Raw genomic sequence first — 18,956 nt, forward strand, 5'->3', positions numbered from 1 at the left:
TCGGTGCAGTGGAAGCGCACTATGCCTGGCAGCCTCACAGCACTGTGATCGCACTGGCTCGCCAGCGTGCACCGAGCCGTTCGACGCGCAGTGCGACTGCGCGGCTGCGGGCCTTGCCGTGCACAATGACGACACCCTCGATCACCCCTGGGCACGGCTCGGAGAGCAGGGTCCGCCCGATGGTGAAAGTCGGGCGAATCGAGCGCTGGCCCTTGAGTTGTCGGGCCCGTGTCGACAGTACGACCCGTTTTGACAGGTGCCGGTAGACGTCATCGGAAACCCATCTCGCGAGCTGGTCGAGATCTCGTACGCCAGCCAGGACTTCGAGAACGCATCGTGTCAGGTTCTCGATGAATTCGCGCGGATTCTGGTTTCGACTGCTGGGGTGCGGCGCGTTCGGCGGTACCGGGCGCTCCGCGAACATCGGCGTGGGCGTGCGTTCGACGGGCAGTGCTTGGCTCATTGTGTACTTTCGAAATGTGGCCGTGTCGTGGTGAGGCACGCTGGGTGGGTGCACCTCTGGACAGAGGCATGATGTGGTGAGAGTTCCTCGATTCTGCGGGTGAAGCAACTCAATCAGGTGCGTGTGCCGCTGTAAAGCGCCGGTCATGCTCTGTGGATAGATTCTGCGGCTCGCGCAGATGTGTGCGGGTAGATCGAGCCTGCCCGCGAGAGCCGTAGTCTAGGAACTGTGTCCACACTCAGCGATCTCGTCCTGGCGCAGGGCAACTCCACCGAAGCAGACATCGAGTGGCTCCATCTCCTGGTCGGGGACTGGCAGCTCCTCGCCGACCTCGCTTTTGCCGACATCGTTCTGTGGGTGCCGTCGAACGACGGCAGTTTTGTTGCCGTCGCTCATGCCCGCCCCTCCAGTTCGGCGACCCTCTTCTACCGGGACTTCGTCGGCCAGGCCGTCAAGGCCGAGTGGCGCAAACAGGTCACTGACGCGTTCGAGAGTGCCCAGATCGTCGACACCGCTGCGCCGGACTGGTACGAGGAGACGCCCACCCGTGTGCGTGCCGTGCCCGTTCTCCGCCGTCTCACGCCCAGCGAGACCACCACGACCGACAAGCCGATCGCGGTGGTCACCCGTCACACCAATCTCAGTGAAGCCAGGACTCCGAGTCGCCAGGAGCTCACCTTCAACGAGTGTGCGAACGATCTCTTTGCCATGATCGCCGCCGGAGACTTTCCTGACCTCGGGGCGCCGACGGGTCCGCGAAGGGGTGCGCCCCGGGCATCCGATGGTCTCATCCGCCTCGATGTCGACGGAGTGGTGACGTTTGCGAGCCCGAACGGGCTCTCTGCTTTCAACCGCATGGGTTTCGGTGAAGAGCTCGAAGGGCAGTCTCTTGCCGAGGTCACGACGGGGCTGCTCAGCGGAACCCTGGTGGTTGACGAGTCGCTCCCACTCGTCGTCACCGGCCGTGCGCCGTGGCGCACAGACGTCGAGGCCAGAGGGGTCACCGTCTCGCTCCGTGCGATTCCCCTCCGCACCAAGGGCCAGCGTTTCGGTGCGATCGTTCTCTGCCGGGATGTCACCGAACTGCGCCACGACGAGCGGGAACTGATCACCAAAGATGCGACGATCCGCGAGATCCACCATCGTGTCAAGAACAACCTGCAGACCGTCGCGTCGCTGCTTCGCATCCAGGCACGACGTACGCACTCAGACGATGCGAAGGATGCGCTGTCGCAGGCCATGCGACGGGTGGCGGCCATTGCCGTGGTGCATGACACGCTCTCTGAGGGCCTCAGCCAGAAGGTCGACTTCGACGTTGTCTTCGCACGCGTGCTCATGCTGGTGACGGAGGTTGCTTCGGCTCACAACACCACCGTGCATCCGAAGTTCAGCGGGAGCTTCGGAGTGCTGCCGAGTGAGTACGCGACTCCGCTCGCGCTCGCTCTGACCGAGCTTGTGACGAATGCCGTCGAGCACGGCCTCGCCGGCCAGGAGGGCGAAGTCGAAATCGTCGCCAGTCGTTCCGAGGAGATCCTCACTGTGGAGGTTCGCGACACGGGTTCAGGCCTGCCTGAGGGCAAAGTCGGTTCGGGTCTCGGTACGCAGATCGTTCGCACGCTCATCCAGGGTGAACTCGGTGGGATCATCGACTGGCACACCATGGTGGGCAGCGGAACTGTCGTGACCATCGAGATCCCGTTCCGCTGGCTCAAGAAGCGCTGACGCACCGAGCGGAGCTGTCGCGTCCATAAAACGGACGAACCTCAGCCTGACCGGAGAGCTATGCGCATGGGTCAGGCTGAGGTTCGCCCGAATTTCGGTGCAGTGCCAGAGCATCGTCGTGCCACAGGGCGCGACAGGCTGGCGCAGGTGACGGTACTAGGAGGCGCGGCGGGCGCGCGCGGCGCGGCGTTTGAGTGCGCGACGCTCGTCTTCGCTGAGGCCACCCCAGACGCCGGAATCCTGCCCGGTCTCGAGCGCGTACTGCAGGCAGATCTCGGTGACGGAGCATCGGGCGCACACGGATTTGGCCTTGTCGATCTGGTCGACTGCGGGGCCGGTGTTGCCGACGGGAAAGAAGAGCTCAGGGTCTGCTGTCAAGCAGGCTGCTTTGTCGCGCCAGTCCATGGGGGGTACTCCTTGGTATTGCGGGGTGCTTCGGTCGAGCAGACCTCAGGTTCGGGTTTTTCGTTCGACCGCTCTTCTGCTTGACTTGCCACTACACGATGCTGCAGGTCGGGTAAGAACCAGCATGTTCGCGTTGTGACCGAATCTCAGACTCGACCGGCGCACCTCAGAAGGTGCGTCTGCAAAGACCAGCATTGGGTGCTTGGGATAATTCTCACGTCGCACCCCCACGACATTGTGAGCAACAATCGACCTCGAACATCGTCGCATACTGGTAGTGGCAAATCAAGAGTTTTTCGAAGGTGTAGGGCGATGACTGAGCAACAGAGCATGCCGAGTGAGCCCGGATCCGGGCATCCTGAACCCGCTGTGAGGCGACCAGTTCTGCTGCTGGTGCTCACGCTTGTGCTGTTTGCCGAGGCGGTGACTGTACTCGGCGTGGGTGTCTGGTCGCTGGTGCAGTTGGTCAGCTCACCCCCGGCATCGTATGCGACGGCCGTCGCGCTCCTGGTGCTGATCTTCGCTGCCGGAGCGTGGCTCCTGGCCATCGCGGTGGGCACGTACCGCATGCGCCCGTGGATTCGCGGCGCCGGGATCACCTGGCAGGTGCTGCAGATCGTGGTTGCTGTGGCGTGCTTCCAGGGAGTGCTGGGTGAACCGGCCGACGGGTGGCCCCTGCTCATCGTCGCGGTTGTGGGCATAGCCCTTCTGCTGTCGCCGAGCGTGGTCGCTGTGACTCGTCGCGAGGTCTGAGGGCTCGACGAGACTGACGGGTCGACAGCATTGAGGGTCGGCAGCATTGAGAGTCGACCGCATTGAGGGTCGACAGCAATGAGGGTCGACAGCATTGAGGGTCGACCGCAGTGACGGGGCAACCACCCCGTCGTTCGGCAGCTACGAGTCGATGCCGAGCTTCTTGCGGAGCGATGCCACGTGCCCAGTGGCCTTCACGTTGTAGAGGGCCAGGGTCACCACGCCGGACTCGTCGAGAACGAACGTCGAGCGCAGAACACCGGTGACCGTCTTGCCGTACAGCGACTTCTCGCCCCAGGCGGCATAGGCGCGGTGAACCTCGAGGTCGACGTCGGAGAGCAATGGAAAGTTCAGACCCTGCTCTGCGGTGAACTTCGCGAGAGCGGCCGGTTCGTCTTTCGACACGCCGAGCACCTGGTAACCCGCACTCTTCAGCGAGTTGATGTTGTCGCGAAAATCACAGGCCTGTGTGGTGCAGCCGGGTGTTCCTGCTGCAGGGTAGAAGTACACGACGACTTTGGATCCGCGGAAATCGGCGAGCGAGACGGGCGAGCCGTTCTCGTCCGGCAGGGTGAAATCGGGAGCCTGAACACCGGCAACCAGGCGTTCGGAGGTGTCTGTCACAGTGATTCTCTTTCGTCTCGGTCGGCAGTTCGCAGGCCTTCTGATCTCATGCTAGTGTTTATCCCCGGCTCGGCTTTCACAAAAGTAGCGCTACGCACCTCTAGCTCAATTGGCAGAGCAACTGACTCTTAATCAGTGGGTTCCCGGTTCAAGTCCGGGGGGGTGCACTTTTCATCACTGCCTGAGCACCACCTTGTGAGCACCATCTGACCGGTCAAAGGAGACCGCCATGACCCAGAGCCACATAGCTGAATCCGACCCGCACGCGGGCATCAAGAGAGTCTTCACGGCCACCGGGCTGAGCATTCTCACCGCGATCACGGCGGTCCTCGTCGTTGTCGCCGTGCTGCACTAGCCACGGCGACAAGAGCATTCTGGCCGGAATGCCAGGCCACCGGGGGATTGTCGGCACTCACAGGCATCAGTCCGGCGAGCGATTCGACAGCCTCACGAGCGACAAAGATGAGCAGAACGACGCTAGGACTGTTGTTCCTGGGCTGCGTGTGTCTCGAGCCGGGCTTGCACGCGCCGAGAGTTGAAAGCAGTGAGCGCGAGCATGATGGCAATGATGCCGCCACACACTGCGACCACCGCCTCTGCATCAATCTGTGCCGAGAGTAATGGCAGCACCCAGGGCAGCAGGATGCCCGCCGGCCCCCAGAGAATGACATCGCCGCGTGGGGCGCCGTAACGGAGCGACTCGGCTGTGCTGGCCACGAAGAACAGACTGATACCGGCGCTGAGGCAGAAAGCGGCTCCTGCCGGCAGCTGGTGCCCGGCCTCGGCAACCGCAGTGCCGAGAGCGGAGGCGAAAAGCGTGACGCCGGCGATGAGCAGGAACGGCAGATACATCACCGTATCGCGGAGTCCCCCGATGCTCCCGCGCAATTGCAGTTGTCGCAGACCGCGCTCGACGGCGGAGGTCGCGTAGCCGAAGTAGATCCAGGCCAGCATCGCGACCGCTGCAAAACCGAGCACGGCGGCCAGGCCCGACAGCGCAGTCCATTGCGTGTTCAGTTCGGCGATGATGCTCAGGATCGATTCGCCGAAGACGATCACGACGAGCAGGCCCACCCTTTCTGCGAGGTGATCGACATCGAGGGCCGATTGCAGCCACGCCTGCTGGCCACTGAGAAAGCTGAGCAGCACAATCTCGATCGCCACGGCCAGTGCCCACAGTGCGTACTGCCACGGTGGCGCGACCCCGATCGACGCCAGCCACAACGATGCCGGAACAATGCTGTAGAGCACCGATCGCCACCAGGGCACACCGATCTTTCGTCGATTGGCGAACCACGGCACGGCCCAGATCAAACGGATCACGGCATTGCCGACCGCGAACGCGGCTGCCCGTTCCCCGAGCGCGTCGGGAACCGCGGCAGCCATCACACCGATTGCGATCATTGCGATCGTCACCGACACCCAGATCGACGGCGTGATGCGCACGCCGAACAGATTCATGGTGACGGTGGCGTTCACCCACGCCCACCAGGCCGCCGCCAGGAAGGCGACGAATGCCACGGCGTCAAGCCATGACGGATCCCCGTGCATGGTGTGGGCGATCTGGCCGATGTAGGCAGCCATGACCAGGTCGAAGAAGAGTTCGAGCCAGTGCACCCGTCGACCCGGGTGTGCAGCCGCCGGTGTGGTCGAAATGGCGAGGACCTCCTGTGAGGGCATCCGGTGAAGGAGCGGTCAGAGGAAGCGTATACCGAGAGTGCTGTGCACGACCACGCCACGTCGGGGTGCCGCACGAGCCCTGCGACTGACTCGGCGCCTGTGATCGGGCCGGATGCTCGCCCTACCCTATAGGGTCAACTCATGTCTCTTGGTGCTGACCACTTTGCCCGCACAAGTGCAAGCAGCGGCACCACCGAAGAACTCCGGCGAAGCAACCTCGCCCGAATCCTCACGCTGATCCACCGGGGCGGAGCACTCTCCCGAGCTGAGCTCACGCGTCTCACCGGCCTGAATCGTTCGACGATCGGCGGCCTGGTCGCTGAGCTGCGCGAACTGGGCCTCGCCTTCGAGACCATGCCCGGCAGCGGCGAGGGCAACAGGGCCGGCCGGCCGAGTCCGGTCGTGCATCCATCGCAGTCTGTCGTGGCGATCGCCGTGAACCCGGAGGTCGACGCGATCCACATCGGCCTCGTCGCGCTCGGCGGGCGCGTGCTGAAGCGGATCAGGCTCGAGACCGAGGCCGCGCCGACGTCACGCGAGGTCGTCGAGATGACGCGGGCAGCGATCGCCGGCCTCGTCGCCGGATCCGAACAGGCACTGACGATCGTCGGCATCGGCCTCGCCGTTCCGGGCCTCGTGCGCCGCAGCGACGGCCAGGTGCGCATTGCCGACCACCTCGACTGGATCGACGAGCCGTTGACCGAAATGATGTCCATGGCCACCGGGCATCGAACGGTGGCGGCCAATGCGGCGCAGCTCGGCATGCGCGCCGAGAGCCTCTTCGGCGCCGGCAGGGGGGTGGATGACCTGGTCTACCTCATCGGGGGTGCGAGTGGCATCGGCGGTGGGGTGGTGACGGGTGGGCAACTGCTCACCGGGGCTGACGGGTATGCCGCGGAGTTCGGCCACACGTTCGTGACGACGAACGGCACCGACTGCACGTGCGGTTCGCAGGGGTGTCTTGAGGCAGAGGTGACGCAGTCTGAGCTTCTGGATGCTGTAGGCCTCGGTGCAGCGCAGGCCGAGCTGCTCGCGGGGCTGATCGAGGCATCGGACGACCCCGCTGTCGCGGAACTCGTCGCCAGGGATGTCGCGTTGGTGCGAGTGGCCGTGCGGAACGCCGTGAACCTGTTCAACCCGAGGTTGATCATCGTCGGCGGGTTTCTGACCGCGCTGTTTCCGACCGGCGACGGGCTCGCGGCAGAGGCTCTCTCGACTCCGCGCGAGGAACTCACGGTGGCGCTGGCGGAACTGGGAGCCGACCAGCTCCTGATCGGAGCCGGCGAGCTGGTCTTCTCCCAGCTCCTGCTCGATCCGGCATCGTCGATGGGCACCGAGCTTCCTCTGACTGAGATGTAACCGCTCTCTTTGCCTTGTGTTTTACGATTGTTTATGTAACAAACTTATATCGGGTGCGACGTTACCATCCCTCCAATCCCTGATAATCCGGGCTTCTTGGCCAATTCAGGCCTGTCATCGCCTTGACGGGGTGCGAAATTCGACTTGCGCTGCGCGCACTCCTCTGCGTATGTTGTGGATATCAACAAACGGCATCGGAGTGGCTGCCCAGCACACGCAGCATCCACTCCTTTTTTACAAGGAGGTATGTGATGCGAAGAAGACTTCTCGCGACAGGCGCCATTCTGGCGGCCAGCGCTCTACTGCTCGCAGGCTGCTCTGGAGGCTCCAGCAGTGGTACCAGCAGCAACGCGGTGAACACCAGCCCCGACGGCAAGGGCAAGACCCTGACCCTGTGGGACTACGAAGACGACACCAGTGCAATGGGAATGGCCTGGAAGGCCTCCATCGCAGAGTTCGAGAAGGAGACCGGCGCCACGGTGAAGTTCGAGGCGAAGAGCTTCGAGGGCATCCGCTCCACCGCGAGCCAGGTCCTGAACTCCGACGCCGCCCCCGACATCCTCGAATACAACAAGGGCAACGCCACGGCCGGCCTCCTCGCCAGCCAGGGCCTCCTGTCGAACCTCGACGCCGCCGTTGCCGCATACGGCTGGGACAAGAAGCTCGCCCCGTCACTGCAGACCACGGCGAAGTACGACGAGAAGGGCATCATGGGCTCGGGGAGCTACTACGGCATTCCCAACTACGGTGAGTTCGTCGACGTCTACTACAACAAAGACATGTTCGCGAAGTACAACCTCGCGGTTCCCACCACCTTCGCCGAGTTCGAGACGGCGCTGAAGACCTTCAAAGACGCCGGCATCACCCCTCTTGCAGAGTCGGCAGCCGAATACCCGCTCGGCCAGCTCTTCTACCAGCTGGCCCTGTCGAGTGCCACGCGCCAGTGGGTCACCGACTACCAGACCTACACCGGCAAGGTCGACTTCCAGGACAAGGACTTCACCTTCGCCGCGAACACGATCAAGGACTGGGTCGACAAGGGCTACATCTCCTCGAGCGCGACCGGCCTCAAGGCAGAAGACGCCGGCACCGCCTTCGAAGCGGGCACCAACCCGATCTTCTACTCCGGCTCCTGGTGGTACGGCCGCTTCGTGAAGGAGATCACGAACTTCCAGTGGTCGTCGTTCCTCTTCCCCGGTTCCACCATGGCTCCGGGCTCCAGCGGAAACCTCTGGGTCGTCCCCGAGAACTCGAAGAACAAAGATCTCGCGTACAAGTTCATCGACATCACCATGAGCGCGCCGATGCAGGCCCTGATCGGCAACAACGGTGGCATTCCTGTGGCCGCGACCGCGAGTGACATCACTGACCCGAAGAGCAAAGAGCTGATCGACAACTTCAACACGCTCACCGCTCGCGACGGTCTCGCGTTCTACCCCGACTGGCCCACCCCGACCTTCTACGACCAGCTGAACGCCGGCCTGCAGGAGCTCGTCAACGGCACCAAGACCCCCACCGACTTCCTCACCGAGATCGGCACGGAGTACCAGGCGGGCGTCGACACCATCACCAAGGGCTGACGTAACCCGCAACCGGATGCCCGGGGCTGAGCGTCACTCCGCGTGACACCCAGCCCCGGGCATCCACCCCCGTCGACTTTCCCGAAGGTGCAGCAAACAGCGCGAAATCGTGCACCTCGGGGAAAGTCGATGGCATTGAGACGAGACACGAAGGGCGCATCATGGCGACACTCACCGCAGCGGGCAGACCGCCGCGAGCGAAGAAGGAGCGGGTTCGCGAAGAACCCCTGCTGCCGAACAGCGGCAAAGGCGGGGGCGGCTTCTGGCTCTACCTGATCCCGGGATTCGTGCTGCTCACCGCCATCGTGATCGTGCCCCTGGTGTGGAACATCTACCTGAGCTTCACCTCGTACCGCGGCATCAAGCCGCCGAAGTTCATCGGCCTCGACAACTGGGTCGAGCTGATGGGCGACACGAAGTTCTGGACCAGCTTCGGCAACAGCATCGCCATGATCGTGGCCATGGTGATCATCCCGACGCTCGTCGGCCTGGTGCTCGCGGCGATGCTGTTCGACCTGGTCGGCAAGAAGTTCGGTGGGCGGGTGGCCAGCTTCCTGCGGGCCACCTACTACCTGCCGCAGATTCTGCCCGTCGCCATTGCGGCGGTCGTGATCGGCTGGATCCTCCGGCCAGACAACGGGGCGCTCAACGAGGTGCTCGCGGCCATCGGCCTCGGTGACCTGCAGCACAACTGGCTCGGCAGCCCCGACACGGCACTGCTCAGCATCATGTTCGTGATGGTGTGGGTGCAACTCGGGTACCCGGTCGTGATCTTCATGGCCGCGCTGCAGCGGGTCGACCCCGAGCTCTACGAGGCTGCGGAGCTGGATGGGGCGAACTGGCTCCAGCGGTTCCGGTCGATCACCGTCACGATCATCCGGCCCGAGATCTTCGTGGTCACCCTCACCAGCACGATCGCGGCCCTCAAGGTCTTCGGGCCGATCTTTACGCTGACGCGCGGTGGCCCGGGTACCTCGACGATCGTGCCGAGCTACTACTCGTACAGCGAGTTCTTCCAGAGCCAGCAGGTCGGCTACGGCGCGACCATCGCGACGGCGCTCACGATCGTGACCATCGTGGTGGCTGTGTTCTTCATCAAGGCCCAGAACCGGGCAGAGCGAGCGGAGAGTGGGCGCTGATGGCGAGCATCATCACTGACCAGGCGTCAGACGGGCGAAGCGGTCGCGGGTACGACGGCAGGCGTTCGGCGGCGGCGAAGGCCGGGCTGGCCGACGGCGACAACGGTTCGGGCGGCAGGGCGGGTTCGCCCTCGAATGTGAAGTATGTTCCGCGAAAGAAGAAGTCGAAACGCAGTGCGGGCGACTGGGCGCTTCTCGCTGCGGCGATCCTGATCGGCATCGCCATCGCGATCCCGTTCTACCTGATCCTGATCAATTCGTTCAAGTCGCCCGCCGACTATGCCTCCGGCGGCCCGCTGCAGTGGCCGACGGCGCTGAATTTCGACGGCCTGGCCAAGTTCTGGAACCGGGTCAACTTTCCGGAGAAGCTCTGGAACAGTTTCTTCATCTCGGGGCTGGTGGCGATCTTCGCCGTCATCGTCTCGGTGCTGAACGCCTACGCGATCGGCATCGGCCGGGTTCGCGGCCGCACCTGGATCGTCGTGCTCTTCCTGCTGGCGAATGTTCTGCCGCAGGAGGCGCTCCTCTACCCGCTGTACTTCATGTTCAAGCAGGTCGGGCTCTACGACAACGTCTGGAGTGTGATCATCATCTTCACGGTCATCCAGAGCGCCTTCGGCACCTACCTGCTGTCGAGCGTCTACGGCACCTTCCCGAAGGAGATCCTCGAGGCAGCCGCGCTCGACGGGGCCAGCCGCTGGACCATCCTGTGGCGCGTGATCGTGCCGATCAGCCGCCCGACGCTCGCCGTGATTCTGATCTTCTTCTTCATCTGGACCTGGAACGAGTTCCTGATTCCGCTCACGTTCCTGGTGAGCAACGCGAACCAGACCGTACCGGTGGCGATCGCCGTGCTGCAGGGCGACCGGCTGATGGATGTCACGACCACCAGCGCCTCGGCATTGCTCGGACTGATCCCGACGCTCGTGTTCTTCCTCCTCTTCCAGCGCACACTGACCCGCGGCATCACCGCCGGCGCCGTCAAATAGTTCGACTTCCCAACGTAAGGATCCACCCGCTCATGAAGTTCACCGACGGTTTCTGGCAGACCAGGCCCGGGGTCACGCCCCTGTACGCGCAGGAGGCATTCGACATCGTCGCCGGCGAGAACTCGCTCGTCGTCACGGCGCCGACCAAAGTGATCGCGACCCGCGGCGACACACTCAACCGGCCGCTGCTCACTGTCACCCTCAGCTCGCCCCTGCCCGATGTCGTCGGGGTGAAGATCGAGCACTTCCAGGGCACCCTCGACCAGCCGGGTTTCGAGCTGGTCGGTGCTGAAGCGGGCCACGGCGAGGTGACGGTGGTGGATGATCGGGGATCCCTCACCTCAGGGTCCCTCACCGCTACCGTCACCCACGGCGCCCCCTGGAACCTGACGTTCTCGGCCGGCGGTCGCGTGCTCACCTCGAGCGGGGCGAAGTCGGTCGGGTACATGGAGCTTTCGGGCGACGCCCAGGTCAGCACGGGGCTGGTGGGAAATGCCCGGGTCGGTGCATCCACGGGCATCCGTTCCCCCGGTTCGGTGCACCCCACGTACGTGCACGAACAGCTCTCACTCGGTGTCGGGGAGCTCATCTACGGGCTTGGGGAGCGTTTCGGGCCCGTCGTGAAGAACGGCCAGGTCGTCGACATCTGGAACGCCGACGGCGGAACGTCGAGCGAGCAGGCCTACAAGAATGTGCCGTTCTACCTGACGAACCGCGGATATGGTGTCTTCGTCAACTATCAGGGTCACGTCTCATACGAGGTCGGCTCCGAGTCGGTCGAACGCGTGCAGTTCTCGGTGCCGGGGGAGAGCCTCGAGTACTTCGTGATCTACGGCGACACACCGAAGGCGATTCTCGAGCGCTACACCGCACTCACCGGCCGCCCAGCGCATGTGCCGGCCTGGTCGTACGGTTTGTGGTTGACCACGTCATTCACGACCAACTACGACGAAGAGACCGTGACCGGCTTCATCGACGCGATGGCCGAGCGCGATCTGCCCCTCAGTGTCTTCCACTTCGACTGCTTCTGGATGCGCGAGTTCAACTGGAGCGATTTCGAATGGGACACCCGGGTCTTCCCCGACCCTGAGGGCATGCTCGCCCGCCTGCACGACAAGAACCTGCACGTCTGCGTCTGGATCAATCCCTACATCGCGCAGCGCTCGCAGCTCTTCGCCGAGGGCAAGGCCCTCGGCTACTTAGTGAAGCGACCTGACGGCAGCGTCTGGCAGTGGGATCTCTGGCAGGCAGGCATGGCACTCGTCGACTTCACCAACGCCGATGCCACCGCGTGGTACCAGTCGAAACTGCGCGTACTGCTCGACCAGGGCGTCGATGCGTTCAAGACGGACTTCGGTGAGCGCATTCCGCTCGAAGTCGACTATTTCGACGGTTCGAGCCCTGAGCGCATGCACAACCATTACACGCACCTCTACAACCAGGCCGTCTTCGAGGTGCTTCAGGATGCCCGGGGCGAGGGTGACGCGGTGTTGTTCGCCCGCTCGGCCACCGCCGGCGGGCAGCAGATGCCCGTGCACTGGGGCGGCGATTCGACTTCGAGCTTCGAGTCGATGGCCGAGACCCTGCGCGGCGGCCTCTCTCTCGCGTTCAGCGGTTTCGGGTTCTGGAGCCACGACATCGGAGGATTCGAGGGCACGCCCGACGCTGGAGTGTTCAAGCGCTGGACGGCGTTCGGGCTTCTTTCGTCGCACAGCCGCTTTCACGGCTCGGATTCGTACCGGGTGCCGTGGGTCTTCGACGAAGAGGCGGTCGATGTCACGCGCGTCTTCACGAAGCTGAAGCTCGCGCTCATGCCCTATCTGTACGCTGCCGGCCTCGAAGCGACGGCCACGGGCACTCCGGTTCTGCGGCCAACCCAACTCGAGTTTCCGTCAGACCCCGGCGTCGGTCACCTCGAGGCACAGTACCTTCTGGGTGCAGAGCTGCTCGTGGCACCGGTGTTCACTGCGGACGGTCGTGTCGAGTTCTACCTGCCGGCGGGCACGTGGACGAACTACTTCACCGGTGAGACAGTCGCGGGGCCCGTCTGGCGTTCGGAGCAGCACGGGTTTGTGACGCTGCCGCTCTACGTACGCGACGGCGCCGTGTTGCCGGTGGGTGCTCGCACAGACCTACCCGACTACGACTTTCTCGACGGGCTCACCCTGGAGCTATACCCCTCTTCGGCCGCGGAGCAGACCACTCGTGAGCTGGTGGTGACGAACCCCGACGGCACTACTGCACAGTTCGTGATCGAGCGAAGTTCTGAACAGCTTCGCGTGACCTCTTCGTCAGATCGCCCGTGGAGCATTAAAGTCATAGAGCACGGTCAGACTATCGAGGCCGTCAACGGAGAGGCAGTGTTTTCGCTATGACGCATGGCAAGCCCGATACGGGCAACGCAGACTACCGCGACGGTGGGCTGGAGTTCCCCGCATCGTTCATCTTCGGTTCGGCGACGGCGTCGTACCAGATCGAGGGTGCAGTGAACGAAGACGGTCGCGGGCCGTCAATCTGGGACACCTTCAGTCACACGCCCGGGTTGGTTGTCGACGGAGACACAGGTGACGTTGCCGATGATCACTACCACCGGCTCGAAGAAGACCTCGACCTGATGAAGTCCCTGAACCTGCAGGCGTACCGGTTCTCGATTGCCTGGCCACGAATCCAGCCGACGGGTCGCGGCCCCGCGAACCAGGCCGGGCTCGACTTCTACTCGCGGCTGATAGACGGGCTGATCGCCCGCGGAATCAGGCCAGTGGCGACCCTCTACCACTGGGATCTCCCGCAGGCCCTCGAAGACGAAGGTGGCTGGCGCGTGCGGTCGACGGCCGAGGCGTTCGGCGACTACGCCCGAATCGTCGGTGAGGCCTTCGGTGACCGTATCCACACCTGGACCACTCTCAACGAGCCGTGGTGCTCCGCGTACCTCGGGTACGGTTCCGGGGCGCACGCTCCGGGCGTCACCGACCCCGAGTCGGCGCTGCGTGCCGTGCATCACCTGAATCTGGCCCACGGGCTGGCCATCATGGCCATCCGCGAAGTGGCGAGCAACGACCCGCAATTCTCGGTCACGCTCAACCTCCACGTGGTGCGGCCGGCGACAGACTCCGCCGAAGACGCCGATGCGGTGCGACAGATCGAGGCCCTCGGCAATCGTGCCTTCACCGGCCCGATGCTCCTTGGCGCATACCCTGCCGACCTGTTCGAAGACACCAAGGCGATCACCGACTGGTCATTCGTCTTCAGCAACGACCTGCACATCATCAACCAGCCGCTTGACGTGCTCGGTGTGAACTACTACTCGACGAACCTCGTGCGTGTGTGGCCCGGTGACGGCCCCAAGCAGAACGCCGACGGCCACAAAGACGTCGGTGGCTCACCGTGGCCCGGGGCCGGGCGGGTCGAGTTCCTGGCGCAGCCAGGGCCGTATACCGAGATGGGCTGGAACATCGAGCCTTCGGGGCTTGAAGAGCTGCTGCTGTCGCTCCATGGCCAGTTCCCCGGCCAGCCGATGATGATCACCGAGAACGGTGCGGCGTTCGACGACGTCGTCGAAGACGGTGCCATCCATGACGTCGATCGCATCGACTACCTGAGGCGACACCTGACGGCCGCCCACCGGGCCGTTCAGCAGGGAGTCGATCTCCGCGGGTACTTCGTCTGGTCGCTCATGGACAACTTCGAGTGGAGCTACGGGTACTCGAAGCGATTCGGGATCGTGCGGGTCGACTACGACACGCTGGTGCGCACCAAGAAAGACAGCGCGCTCTGGTACGCCGAGCTTGCTGCCTCGAACCGGCTCCCCGACTGAGCCGAGCCGAACGAAACTGAACCGAACCGGGCCGCGTATCCGTTCCGGGCGCGCGGCTCGGTAGGGTGATCACATGAGTCAATTGATCGGCACCCTCATCATTCTCGGTGCCAGTGGAGACCTGTCGGCGCGGCTACTTCTTCCGGGTCTGGCGCAGCTTCTGACCGCTGATTCCGAGCGCACGATGGTGCTCATCGGCGCGGGCGCCGAGGAGTGGGACGACACGAAGTGGCACGAGGTCGTGACAACCTCATTCGCTGAAGTGAATGCCTCGGGCGAGACGGTCGCGGGCATCCTCGAGGGGTCTCACTACTTTCAGGTCGACGTCACCAAGTCCGATGACCTCGCGAAACTGATCGGCGCCTGCGAGGGTGTGCCAGCGATCTACTTCGCGCTGCCTCCCGCTGTCGCGGCACTGGCCTGCGCCGCACTTCAGAACGTGACCCTGCCCAGCGGAACGACGCTTGCGCTCGAGAAGCCCTTCGGAACCGACGAGCACAGCGCCATCGCCCTCAACGAGTTGCTGCTGAAGCTGGTGCCAGAAGAGCAGATCCACCGGGTCGACCACTTCCTGGGCCGGTCGACCGTGCTCAACCTCCTCGGCCTGCGTTTCGCCAACCGCATCTTCGAACCGGTGTGGAACGCCGAGCACATCGAAAAGGTCGAGATCATCTACGACGAGCAGCTCGCTCTCGAAGGTCGCGCGCGGTACTACGACAAAGCGGGTGCGCTCGTCGACATGATCCAGAGTCACCTGCTGCAGGTGATGGCGGTCGTTGCCATGGAACCACCCTCTACGCTGCGCTCGCACGACCTACGCGACGCCAAGCAACTCGTGTTGCGGGCCACCCAGGTGTGGCAGGGCGACCCGATCGCGGCGAGCCGCCGTGCCCGGTACACCGCGGGAGAGGTGCAGGGCCGCGAGCTGCCTTCGTACATCGACGAGAAGGGCGTCGACCCTGCCCACGAGACCGAGACGCTCGCCGAGGTGACCTTCGAGATCAACACCTGGCGCTGGGCCGGGGTGCCGTTCACGCTGCGCTCGGGCAAGGCGCTGGCCGAACGTCGGCGCGAGATCGTCATCACGTTCCGCCCGGCGAGGCAACTCCCGGTCGGGCTCAAGGGTCACAACGATCCCACTGTGCTGCGGGTCTTCCTCGCCCCTGACGAGATGTCGCTCGAGATCAACATCAACGGCCCGGGTGATCCCTACGAACTCGAGCGCATCAGCCTCGACGCCCACTTCGGCGACGGGCAACTGCTGGCCTACCGTGAAGTGCTGGCGGGCATCCTCGACGGCGACTCGTCGCTGTCGGTGCGCGGTGACTCCGCCGTGGAGGGCTGGCGGATCGTCGGCCCGGTCGTGAAGGCCTGGCATGAGCACGAGGTGCCGATCGACGACTACCCTGCCGGCAGCGCAGGCCCCGCGCTCTGGCCGCGCATCTGAACTTCGGGCGCCGAGCTGGGCGGATGGGTCAGTTCGCGACGCTGAGATCGGGCGCGTGTTCGGCCACGTCTTCTGAGCGGTCTGATTCGGCGTTCACCAGACTCGCCAGCACAAGATCGGCGTGAGTACGGCCGGGCAGTTCGGCCTCGAGGCCGGTTTCGACGCGCGCCGCCCCGGCGATCATCTCATCAGCTCGCGACCGAGACTCGTCGTGCGCGCGGTCCACGGGAGCTGACGTGGCGAGGCTGATCGCCACGTGCGTGACGTGTACATCGCGGCCCAGCGAGAGCTCAGAGACGGCCGCAGCGAGGTCTGGCGGAACCGGTACGACGTCGATCGGCGCAAGCGAGGCCGGTGCGTATGACGACGGGCGAGGCGGGGCAGGCTTCGGCGCACTCGGCTTCGGTACGCTCGGCTGCGGCACCTCGGGAGTCAGCGCTGAGGGCAGCGACGCGTCTGCCACGATGACGACCTTGTGCTCGATCAGGCTCGACACGATGTTGCGGGCGACAGAGGAGGCGAGCATGGTGTGGAAGATGTCATCGCAGTCGCTGGCCGATCGCCGCGCTATCGCGTACGACCCCAGGGGCCCGAAGTTGCTGAGCAATGCCTGGTTGACCAGGTCGTGGAGGCGCTCGGAGCTGATCACGTTCTCGCGCTCTGCTTTGGCTTTACGACGCCAACTGAACATGATGAGCACCTCTCACAGCGTTACATTTGTATCAGTTTGCGCCGACTCCGCCCGGAACCACGGTGACACGCCGCAGCGTTACCCGACCGAACAGTGCAGAGTGCACCGTGCCGATCGGCCGAATCGCGGCAGAGAGAAGTTCGCACAGTGACTACAGGCAACAAATCGGATGATCGGCCTCCGTCCGGCGCGCCGATCATCGGTCTGACCACCTACCTCGAGCAGGTGCAGTCCGGCGTGTGGGATCACCCCGCTGCCTACCTGCCGCAGGTCTACGTCGAGGCTGTCACTCGGGCCGGAGGTATCGCCGTTCTGCTTCCACCGCAGCCGGCCTCGAAAGCGATCGCCGCCCGGGTGCTCGACGCACTCGACGGGCTCATCGTCACCGGGGGTACCGACGTCGACCCGGCGCTGTACGGGCAGGCTGCGCATCCATCGACCGATGCGCCCCGCCGAGATCGCGATGCCTGGGAGCAGGCCCTGCTGCTGGGGGCTCTCGAGCGGGAGTTGCCCTTCCTCGGCATCTGCCGCGGAGCACAGGTGCTCAACGTGGCGCTCGGCGGTACCCTGCACCAGCACGTTCCCGACCTCGTGGACGGGTCGCGATACCGACTCGGTGGAGGAGAATTCACCACCGTGCCCGTCGATATCGACCCGACATCGAAACTGGCCAGTCTCCTCCCGGATCCGGGAGCGCTGAACGTGCCTGTCTACCACCACCAGTCCATCGACCAGCTCGGCGACGGACTGCGCATCACCGCTGCCACTGACGACGGGATCGTGGAGGCCATAGAACTCGAGAGCGCGCCGTTCGCCGTCGCAGTGCAGTGGCACCCCGAAGAATCGTCCGACGATCTCCGGTTGTTCACCGGCCTGGTGCGTGCTTCGCGCGACTATCGCTACAGTCGAACCGCAGCAGAGGCTGCAGCGGTCGGGTAGTGCGAAGACCGAGTCAGCTGTTCAGCTCGAGGGCGTCTTTGTCGTCTTGAAGAACGCTGCCGACAGCGAGGGCGACAGTGAGGCCCCAGCTGATCCACATGAGAACGAGGCGCCAGTCGCGCGGGCCCTTGCGAGAGGTCTGGATGACCGCGAATCCGCTTGCGACGGCACCGATGATGCTGGTGTTGAAAATGAACTTACGCATGGCGAGCCTTTCGTTGTGACCGTCGAAGACCAACGTTATCCAAAACGCGCGATGACTGCCGAGAGGGCAGCCGGGGGTTTCGCTTCGCGCTGCGTTCAGGCAGACTGACCGGCCCGGCGTGCCTGCTTGTGCGCTTTCTTCACCGCCTTCGCCCTCTGCTTCTCGAGTTTCTCGTCTGACCTGAACTCTGGCCAGACGCTCGTGTCATCGCCTCTGGCCGTCGTGCCCTGATTCTGGCCGTCCGCTTCGATTTCCAGCTTCGCTGAGGCACGTGCCGCCTTCTTCAGGCTCCGCTTCTTCTGGCTCCGCTTCTTCTGCGTGTGCTTCGTTCCGTCGGCTGCCTCGGCCTTCAGCCACTCTTCCCCTCGACCGAAAGCGGCTGTCTCGCGCAGGAGCTCGAGCCGATCATCCTCAGTCTTCGCCTTCCGCGTGTTCACTTCGGCGACGATGTTGCCCGACCAATCGGTGCTGCGAAGGAACTGGAGCACTTCGCGCACGGGCTGGCTGCCGTAGCCCGGCAGCAGGTGCTCGTCGAAGATGCGACCCTCGTCGAGCGAGGCAGAGCCGTCGCAGAGGTGCACGTGCCGCAGCCGCGAACCCAGGGCCTCGGCCATCTCGAGCGAATCGCGCCCTGAGAGCGCTGCGTGCGAGAAGTCGAGGGTTACCGCATCACAGTCCATGACCACGGGGTCCCAGCCGGGAGAATACGCTTTCAGGCTTGTGTTCTTGACCTTCCACGGGAACATGTTCTCGACGGCGATCTCGATGTCGAAGGTCTCGGTCGTCTCGCGCACGATCCGCAGGAAGTTCTCGGCATACCCGGCCTGCCAGCGGAACGGTGGATGCACGACCACCGCTGTGGCACCGACAGCCTTGGCCAGCTCGGCCGACTTCTCGAGTTTGATCTGCGGGTCCCGGCCCCACACGAAGTGGGTCAGCAGCAGTACCGGCGCATGGATCGAGAGAATCGGCACGCCGTACTTCTCCGAGAGCGCGAGAAGCGTGTCGGGTGACTGTGTCACCTCATCCCGGGTGACCATCACTTCGACTCCGTCAAACCCCGCCAGGCTGGCGTGCCGAAAGCCCTCTTCGACCCCCAGAGGGTAGACGCACGACGTACTCATCCCTACACGAATCATCGTGTGA

At 64.1% G+C, this 18,956-nt stretch carries 19 protein-coding genes and 1 tRNA gene; 12 read left to right on the plus strand and 8 right to left on the minus strand.

Annotated elements, in window-relative coordinates:
- Positions 1-34: 34 nt before the first annotated feature.
- Positions 35-463, minus strand: coding sequence for an Rv3235 family protein (locus KPL76_RS06890; RefSeq protein ID WP_216335711.1), 429 nt, complete (start codon positions 461-463; stop codon positions 35-37).
- A 228-nt stretch (positions 464-691) separates the two neighbouring features.
- On the opposite strand from KPL76_RS06890, the gene KPL76_RS06895 reads away from it, so the two are divergent.
- On the plus strand, positions 692-2,185 hold the full coding sequence (locus KPL76_RS06895) for a sensor histidine kinase (RefSeq protein WP_216335712.1): 1,494 nt from the start codon (positions 692-694) through the stop codon (positions 2,183-2,185).
- A 156-nt stretch (positions 2,186-2,341) separates the two neighbouring features.
- On the opposite strand, the gene KPL76_RS06900 is transcribed toward KPL76_RS06895, so the two are convergent.
- Entirely contained in the window at positions 2,342-2,590 is a 249-nt protein-coding gene (locus KPL76_RS06900; RefSeq protein ID WP_085020097.1) for a WhiB family transcriptional regulator, read from the minus strand.
- Between the two features lie 312 nt (positions 2,591-2,902).
- Here KPL76_RS06900 and KPL76_RS06905 point away from each other — a divergent pair, with 312 nt between their 5' ends.
- A complete protein-coding gene (locus tag KPL76_RS06905; RefSeq protein ID WP_216335713.1) occupies positions 2,903-3,343 on the plus strand; it encodes a hypothetical protein in 441 nt (146 codons plus the stop codon).
- Between the two features lie 141 nt (positions 3,344-3,484).
- On the opposite strand, the gene bcp is transcribed toward KPL76_RS06905, so the two are convergent.
- Positions 3,485-3,967, minus strand: a complete 483-nt coding sequence (bcp, locus tag KPL76_RS06910) for a thioredoxin-dependent thiol peroxidase (protein ID WP_216335714.1) — start codon at positions 3,965-3,967, stop codon at positions 3,485-3,487.
- A gap of 94 nt (positions 3,968-4,061) precedes the next feature.
- On the opposite strand from bcp, the gene KPL76_RS06915 reads away from it, so the two are divergent.
- Both KPL76_RS06915 and KPL76_RS14875 read left to right on the plus strand, forming a co-directional pair.
- Positions 4,062-4,134, plus strand: a tRNA-Lys gene (locus tag KPL76_RS06915).
- A 62-nt stretch (positions 4,135-4,196) separates the two neighbouring features.
- Positions 4,197-4,322: a hypothetical protein gene (locus tag KPL76_RS14875; RefSeq protein WP_256438730.1), complete on the plus strand. Its 126-nt coding sequence runs from the start codon at positions 4,197-4,199 to the stop codon at positions 4,320-4,322.
- A 122-nt stretch (positions 4,323-4,444) separates the two neighbouring features.
- On the opposite strand, the gene KPL76_RS06920 is transcribed toward KPL76_RS14875, so the two are convergent.
- A complete protein-coding gene (locus KPL76_RS06920; RefSeq protein WP_216335715.1) occupies positions 4,445-5,647 on the minus strand; it encodes a low temperature requirement protein A in 1,203 nt (400 codons plus the stop codon).
- A 141-nt stretch (positions 5,648-5,788) separates the two neighbouring features.
- Here KPL76_RS06920 and KPL76_RS06925 point away from each other — a divergent pair, with 141 nt between their 5' ends.
- Positions 5,789-7,006, plus strand: a complete 1,218-nt coding sequence (locus tag KPL76_RS06925; RefSeq protein WP_216335716.1) for an ROK family transcriptional regulator — start codon at positions 5,789-5,791, stop codon at positions 7,004-7,006.
- A 251-nt stretch (positions 7,007-7,257) separates the two neighbouring features.
- Positions 7,258-8,586: an ABC transporter substrate-binding protein gene (locus KPL76_RS06930; protein ID WP_216335717.1), complete on the plus strand. Its 1,329-nt coding sequence runs from the start codon at positions 7,258-7,260 to the stop codon at positions 8,584-8,586.
- On the opposite strand, the gene KPL76_RS06935 is transcribed toward KPL76_RS06930, so the two are convergent.
- The gene (locus tag KPL76_RS06935; protein ID WP_216335718.1) at positions 8,573-8,722 is read right to left on the minus strand and encodes a hypothetical protein; all 150 of its coding nucleotides are present in this window, start codon (positions 8,720-8,722) and stop codon (positions 8,573-8,575) included. The genes KPL76_RS06930 and KPL76_RS06935 overlap by 14 nt on opposite strands.
- A 25-nt stretch (positions 8,723-8,747) precedes the next feature.
- Between KPL76_RS06935 and KPL76_RS06940 the strand changes: the two genes are divergently transcribed.
- The 5 genes from KPL76_RS06940 to KPL76_RS06960 all read left to right on the plus strand — a co-directional run bounded on the left by KPL76_RS06940 (position 8,748) and on the right by KPL76_RS06960 (position 15,975).
- The gene (locus KPL76_RS06940) at positions 8,748-9,725 is read left to right on the plus strand and encodes a carbohydrate ABC transporter permease (protein WP_216335719.1); all 978 of its coding nucleotides are present in this window, start codon (positions 8,748-8,750) and stop codon (positions 9,723-9,725) included.
- On the plus strand, positions 9,725-10,714 hold the full coding sequence (locus tag KPL76_RS06945; protein ID WP_216335720.1) for a carbohydrate ABC transporter permease: 990 nt from the start codon (positions 9,725-9,727) through the stop codon (positions 10,712-10,714). Before KPL76_RS06940 ends, KPL76_RS06945 begins: the two co-directional genes overlap by 1 nt.
- A gap of 32 nt (positions 10,715-10,746) precedes the next feature.
- Positions 10,747-13,089, plus strand: coding sequence for an alpha-xylosidase (gene yicI, locus KPL76_RS06950; protein WP_216335721.1), 2,343 nt, complete (start codon positions 10,747-10,749; stop codon positions 13,087-13,089).
- Entirely contained in the window at positions 13,086-14,528 is a 1,443-nt protein-coding gene (locus KPL76_RS06955) for a GH1 family beta-glucosidase (RefSeq protein ID WP_216335722.1), read from the plus strand. Before yicI ends, KPL76_RS06955 begins: the two co-directional genes overlap by 4 nt.
- 73 nt (positions 14,529-14,601) lie before the next feature.
- On the plus strand, positions 14,602-15,975 hold the full coding sequence (locus KPL76_RS06960) for a glucose-6-phosphate dehydrogenase (protein ID WP_216335723.1): 1,374 nt from the start codon (positions 14,602-14,604) through the stop codon (positions 15,973-15,975).
- 28 nt (positions 15,976-16,003) lie between these two features.
- Here the strand turns inward: KPL76_RS06960 and KPL76_RS06965 are convergent, their stop codons facing one another.
- Positions 16,004-16,666 (minus strand): hypothetical protein, encoded by a 663-nt coding sequence (locus tag KPL76_RS06965; protein WP_216335724.1) that lies wholly within the window; start codon positions 16,664-16,666, stop codon positions 16,004-16,006.
- Between the two features lie 147 nt (positions 16,667-16,813).
- Between KPL76_RS06965 and KPL76_RS06970 the strand changes: the two genes are divergently transcribed.
- Positions 16,814-17,605 carry a gamma-glutamyl-gamma-aminobutyrate hydrolase family protein gene (locus tag KPL76_RS06970; protein ID WP_253202214.1) on the plus strand — a complete coding sequence of 264 codons (792 nt, stop codon included), beginning with the start codon at positions 16,814-16,816 and terminating at the stop codon, positions 17,603-17,605.
- Positions 17,606-17,618: 13 nt separating this feature from the next.
- On the opposite strand, the gene KPL76_RS06975 is transcribed toward KPL76_RS06970, so the two are convergent.
- Together KPL76_RS06975 and KPL76_RS06980 are read right to left on the minus strand one after the other, a co-directional pair.
- On the minus strand, positions 17,619-17,810 hold the full coding sequence (locus KPL76_RS06975; protein WP_216335725.1) for a hypothetical protein: 192 nt from the start codon (positions 17,808-17,810) through the stop codon (positions 17,619-17,621).
- A 95-nt stretch (positions 17,811-17,905) separates the two neighbouring features.
- Positions 17,906-18,934 (minus strand): sugar phosphate isomerase/epimerase family protein, encoded by a 1,029-nt coding sequence (locus tag KPL76_RS06980; protein ID WP_371733945.1) that lies wholly within the window; start codon positions 18,932-18,934, stop codon positions 17,906-17,908.
- Positions 18,935-18,956: the final 22 nt, after the last annotated feature.

Source organism: Subtercola sp. PAMC28395 (assembly GCF_018889995.1).
Lineage (GTDB): Bacteria > Actinomycetota > Actinomycetes > Actinomycetales > Microbacteriaceae > Subtercola.

What these genes read in the sequence shown, in the direction of transcription:
- KPL76_RS06890 (WP_216335711.1), bottom strand. Translation starts at nt 463, where the DNA reads ATGAGCCAAGCACTGCCCGTCGAACGCACGCCCACGCCGATGTTCGCG.
- KPL76_RS06900 (WP_085020097.1), bottom strand. Translation starts at nt 2,590, where the DNA reads ATGGACTGGCGCGACAAAGCAGCCTGCTTGACAGCAGACCCTGAGCTC.
- KPL76_RS06905 (WP_216335713.1), top strand. Translation starts at nt 2,903, where the DNA reads ATGACTGAGCAACAGAGCATGCCGAGTGAGCCCGGATCCGGGCATCCT.
- KPL76_RS14875 (WP_256438730.1), top strand. Translation starts at nt 4,197, where the DNA reads ATGACCCAGAGCCACATAGCTGAATCCGACCCGCACGCGGGCATCAAG.
- KPL76_RS06920 (WP_216335715.1), bottom strand. Translation starts at nt 5,647, where the DNA reads ATGCCCTCACAGGAGGTCCTCGCCATTTCGACCACACCGGCGGCTGCA.
- KPL76_RS06925 (WP_216335716.1), top strand. Translation starts at nt 5,789, where the DNA reads ATGTCTCTTGGTGCTGACCACTTTGCCCGCACAAGTGCAAGCAGCGGC.
- KPL76_RS06930 (WP_216335717.1), top strand. Translation starts at nt 7,258, where the DNA reads ATGCGAAGAAGACTTCTCGCGACAGGCGCCATTCTGGCGGCCAGCGCT.
- KPL76_RS06935 (WP_216335718.1), bottom strand. Translation starts at nt 8,722, where the DNA reads ATGCCATCGACTTTCCCCGAGGTGCACGATTTCGCGCTGTTTGCTGCA.
- KPL76_RS06940 (WP_216335719.1), top strand. Translation starts at nt 8,748, where the DNA reads ATGGCGACACTCACCGCAGCGGGCAGACCGCCGCGAGCGAAGAAGGAG.
- KPL76_RS06945 (WP_216335720.1), top strand. Translation starts at nt 9,725, where the DNA reads ATGGCGAGCATCATCACTGACCAGGCGTCAGACGGGCGAAGCGGTCGC.
- yicI (WP_216335721.1), top strand. Translation starts at nt 10,747, where the DNA reads ATGAAGTTCACCGACGGTTTCTGGCAGACCAGGCCCGGGGTCACGCCC.
- KPL76_RS06955 (WP_216335722.1), top strand. Translation starts at nt 13,086, where the DNA reads ATGACGCATGGCAAGCCCGATACGGGCAACGCAGACTACCGCGACGGT.
- KPL76_RS06960 (WP_216335723.1), top strand. Translation starts at nt 14,602, where the DNA reads ATGAGTCAATTGATCGGCACCCTCATCATTCTCGGTGCCAGTGGAGAC.
- KPL76_RS06965 (WP_216335724.1), bottom strand. Translation starts at nt 16,666, where the DNA reads ATGTTCAGTTGGCGTCGTAAAGCCAAAGCAGAGCGCGAGAACGTGATC.
- KPL76_RS06975 (WP_216335725.1), bottom strand. Translation starts at nt 17,810, where the DNA reads ATGCGTAAGTTCATTTTCAACACCAGCATCATCGGTGCCGTCGCAAGC.
- KPL76_RS06980 (WP_371733945.1), bottom strand. Translation starts at nt 18,934, where the DNA reads ATGAGTACGTCGTGCGTCTACCCTCTGGGGGTCGAAGAGGGCTTTCGG.